The 4,071-nt window shown below is 45.6% G+C and carries 4 protein-coding genes and 2 pseudogenes; all 6 read right to left on the reverse strand.

Annotated elements, in window-relative coordinates; all coding sequences use genetic code 11:
* Nucleotides 1-316: IS200/IS605 family transposase (gene tnpA / locus DS743_RS07130; protein ID WP_258945822.1), on the reverse strand; the 316-nt coding region annotated here is incomplete at its 3' end.
* Nucleotides 317-535: 219 nt separating this feature from the next.
* Entirely contained in the window at nucleotides 536-1,411 is an 876-nt protein-coding gene (locus tag DS743_RS07135; protein ID WP_035184162.1) for an ROK family protein, read from the reverse strand.
* Between the two features lie 39 nt (nucleotides 1,412-1,450).
* A pseudogene (locus DS743_RS07140) lies at nucleotides 1,451-2,412 on the reverse strand (type I phosphomannose isomerase catalytic subunit).
* A 127-nt stretch (nucleotides 2,413-2,539) separates the two neighbouring features.
* Nucleotides 2,540-2,674: pseudogene (locus tag DS743_RS07145) on the reverse strand (family 1 glycosylhydrolase); the annotation flags it as partial.
* A gap of 98 nt (nucleotides 2,675-2,772) precedes the next feature.
* Nucleotides 2,773-3,120 (reverse strand): hypothetical protein, encoded by a 348-nt coding sequence (locus tag DS743_RS07150; RefSeq protein WP_035184165.1) that lies wholly within the window; start codon nucleotides 3,118-3,120, stop codon nucleotides 2,773-2,775.
* 271 nt (nucleotides 3,121-3,391) lie between these two features.
* A complete protein-coding gene (locus DS743_RS07155) occupies nucleotides 3,392-3,754 on the reverse strand; it encodes a hypothetical protein (protein WP_035184167.1) in 363 nt (120 codons plus the stop codon).
* Nucleotides 3,755-4,071 lie beyond the last annotated feature (317 nt).

The following is a 4,071-nucleotide window of genomic DNA, read 5'->3' on the forward strand; positions in this document are numbered from 1 at the left end:
TTTCTGGGTACTTTTCAAAAAGCCACTTGGCCGTAATGCCTTTGAGCTTCTTGACGATATTTGTCACGCTCTCTTTGGGTTTGGCAGACAGCAGAATATGCACGTGAGTTGGCATTATTTCTAGAGCCTTGACCGTATACTCATTCTCACGGCAGATCTGAAGGATCTTGTCCTTGAGTGAATCGACAATAATCGGATTAGCCAAGGCTTGGTTGTGATACTTGGTACACCAGACGATGTGGTAATTGAGGTTGTATACGTAGCCTCGCCCATGGATGATATCTGGCTCATCATTTCTGAATTCGTATTTAGTCATATGAGTTGCACCTTCTTTCAGTATTTACAGCTCTCTAGCTATTTATATTATATCACATGTCAAACTAACGTTCACATACTAAGGTAAAAAGGTGGCGATTCAACTCGGCATTGAAATGCCAAGTTTTCTCACCCCCAACGTAATAAAATCCATAACAAAACCAGCCCAAGCTGTCGCTTGAGCTGGTTTTTTAGTGCTATTATCTTGTTTTTCCGCTTTTTACTTAAGCAGGTCCTTGGCCATTTCAAAGCAGCCCAAGGTAGCTGAACCGTTGTTGGCAACGATCGGCCGCACGATCAGTTCGTCCAGGTGCGGCAGGGCAACGTAGTCGTTGTTCATTTCCGCGAAGTACTTTCTGACCGTTGGCATGTCGCCTTCGTTCAAGACTGACCCGCCGACAACCATGACATCTGGCCGGATGGTCAAGTAGATGTTGTAGAGCATCTCAGCCACGTAGTAGGAAATCAAGTCAAAGACTGGGTGGCTGCGGTCCAGGTCTTCCCCAGGAATCCCGGTTCTGCCCTTGATCGTCGGACCAGCCGTCAAACCTTCCCCACAGGCGTCGTGGTGGAAAGGACAACCGCCTTCATACTTGTCGTCCGCCCGCTTAGGAATGCGCATGTGGCCCATTTCTGAGTGGTTGGTGTAGCCGATGAAGTGGCCTTGCTGGATGGCACCGGCCCCAACGCCAGTCCCGATGGTAATGTAAAGGTAGGTCTTTTCATCATCCCGGCCGCGGGCAATGTATTCCCCGTAGCAAGAAGCGTTGACGTCAGTCGTCAAAACGGCTGGCACGCCCAGTTCCTTTTCAAAGTAGCCCTTCAGTTCAGTATTTGACCAGCCAGCCTTTGGGGTCTTGGAAATGTAGCCAAAAGTTGCTGACTTCGGGTCGATGTCGATCGGGCCAAAAGAGCCGATCCCGATGGCCTTGACTGGGTTCTCCTTGAAGAAGTCCCGGCAGGCTGCCAGGGTTTCCGCCGGAGTCGTGGTTGGCACCCGCTTGGTTGCAGTGGTTTCCCCAGTCTCAACGTTTTGCACGCCCAAGATAAACTTGGTGCCGCCGGCTTCAATACTGCCTACAAAAGTATCTGTCATGTTCTCACCTATGCTTCTGTTAACTCTCAATTTTGTCTTTTAAGCTTCATCGCCCGGTTTGGAAGCGATGATCGTAGCTTGACCATCTAAAGTATAACAGGAAATCGTTGATGGCAAAATCAGATGATCACCTTTTTTCAGCGGATAAGTCTGCCCGTCGACCGTCAAGTCGCAAGATCCATCCAAGACTGACAGCAAGCGGTACTTGCCATCCTTGATCTCAAAGTCACCCTTGCCGCGAACGTCCAGCTTGAAGACGCCGAAGTATTCCGCCATCACGAACTGGGTCACGTGAACGTCGCCAACATCCCATTCTTCATGGTTGAGCTTTGGCATTTCAAACGGCACTTGTACCGTGTCGATTGACTGCTGCAAGTGGAGCTGGCGCAGCTTGCCGGTCTTCTTGTCTACCCGGTCAAAGTCGTACATCCGGTAGGTGGTGTCGCTGGACTGCTGGGTTTCCAAAACCATGATGCCGCTGCCGACAGCGTGCACCATGCCATGTGGCACGTAGAAGAAGTCCCCTTCATGCACCGGGACGGTCCGCAAAAGCTTCTTCCATTCCCCGTTTTTCACCATTTCAGCGAATCTTCCCGGGTCTGGGCATTGTGGCCGTAGTAGAGCTTGGCGCCTGGCTTGGCCTTAATCACGTACCAGGATTCAGTCTTGCCCAGCTCCCCTTCGTGAATTCTGGCGTATTCATTGTCCGGGTGCACTTGGACGGACAGGTCCTGGTTGGCATCCAAAATCTTGGTCAAAAGCGGGAAGACGTCCCCCTTGGCATTGCCGAAAAGTTCCCGGTGCTGGTCCCAGAGCTCGTTCAGCTTCATCCCCTTGTAAGGGCCGTTCTTGATAGTTGCCGGGCCATGCGGGTGGGCGGAAATTGCCCAAGCTTCACCGGTGTGGTCGCTGGGAATCTGGTAGCCAAATTCGTCTTTTAAGCCAGTGCCGCCCCAGATTTTTTCATGAAAAACTGGTTCCAAAAATAATGGTTCTGCCATTTGCATTTAGTCTCCTTTGCACCTTCGATTGTGTTTCCGCTTGCTTATTTACTCCATTAACATCATAAGCTATTTTGCGGTCGGATTGGGAAAAAACAGCGAAAGTTCTTGCAAAAAACAACAAAAATCAATCCGCGTCCAGCTCATTGCTGTCGCTCAGCTTCCGGTACCAGTAGGCTGACTTCTTCAAGGTCTTCTTCTGGGTGTGAATGTCGTCGCGGATCAGCCCGTAGCGGTTCCGGTAGGCATTCATCCAGGACCATTTTGAGTGTCCCATCAGATTAATTAGCATTATGTAAAATATCCCGAATTTTAACTTTTTCATCAGGGGTAGCATTCTTATATCTGTATTTCAGGTCATTAAGACTTTGTCCTCTCGCTATGGAAGCTGCCCAACCTATTTGCTCTCGCTATGGAACCTGCCCAACCTAATCTGGGATGCGAATTAAGATATTGTAGCTTTTCAGTTGCTAATTGTTTAATAGTTTCATTTTCTGTTTTTTTCAGTATTAATTTTAAATCCGCTTTATAAAGGTCGGGTTTTTTAAGTAGTTTTTCAGCTGCTAATTGTTTAATAGTTTCATTTTCTGTATTTTTCAGTATTAATATTAAATCCGCATAAGAAATGTCGGGTGTTTTAATTGCTTTAATTAACCCGTATTGCTTTAAAGCCATTAATCGTAGTTGATCATCTAGTATACTTGACATCTGTTTCTCCTGTTTAACGTAACTGGGACTTTGTCGCAAAAAAAACCGTGCTCGATATACGAACACGGTTAAGTGACGTATATCCGTTTACAGTGGAGCACCTTACCGGTCGGCAGGTTGCTGCTAGGTCAAAGTGTGTAACCACTCACTAGCTCTTGATATAACACGTGATTTAATTGTCAGTTTAACTTTATAATATTTATTTGCTAATGTCAAGGCATTTCTTAAGTATCCAAGCAAAAGACAGGACCATTTTGAGTGTCCCATCAGATTAATTAGCATTATGTAAAATATCCCGAATTTTAACTTTTTCATCAGGGGTAGCATTCTTATATCTGTATTTCAGATCATTAAGACTTTGTCCTCTCGCTATGGAAGCTGCCCAACCTCTCGCATCATGTAATCTGCGATACGAATTCAAACTCTCTTGGATGGCCTGACTATTAAGATGTTGCAGCTTTTCAGTTGCTAATTGTTTAATAGTTTCATTTCCTGTATTTTTCTGTATTAATTTTAAATCCGCTTCAGAAATGTCGGGGTTTTTAATAAGCTGTTGCAGTTTTTCAGGTGCTAATTGTTTAATGTATTGTTTTAAAGCCATTGATTGTAGTTGATCATATAGTATACTTTCCATCTTTTTCTCCTGTTTAACGTCACTGGTACTTTGTCACAAAAAAACCGTGTTCGATATACGAACACGGTTAAGTGACGTATATCCATTTACAGTGGAGCACCTTACCGGTCGGCAGGTTGCTGCTAGGTCAAAGTGTGTAACCACTCACTAGCTCTTGATATAACACGTGATTTAATTGTTAGTTTAACTTTATAATATTTATTTGCTAATGTCAAGACATTTCTTAAGTATCCAAGCAAAAGAAAAGAGCCAGACTTCCGTCTGACTCTTGATTCGCGCGGCAGCTTCCTATCCTCGCAGGCAGTTTCCCACCAACT

The sequence above is a fragment of the Lactobacillus leichmannii genome (assembly GCF_024701915.1).
Lineage (GTDB): Bacteria > Bacillota > Bacilli > Lactobacillales > Lactobacillaceae > Lactobacillus > Lactobacillus delbrueckii.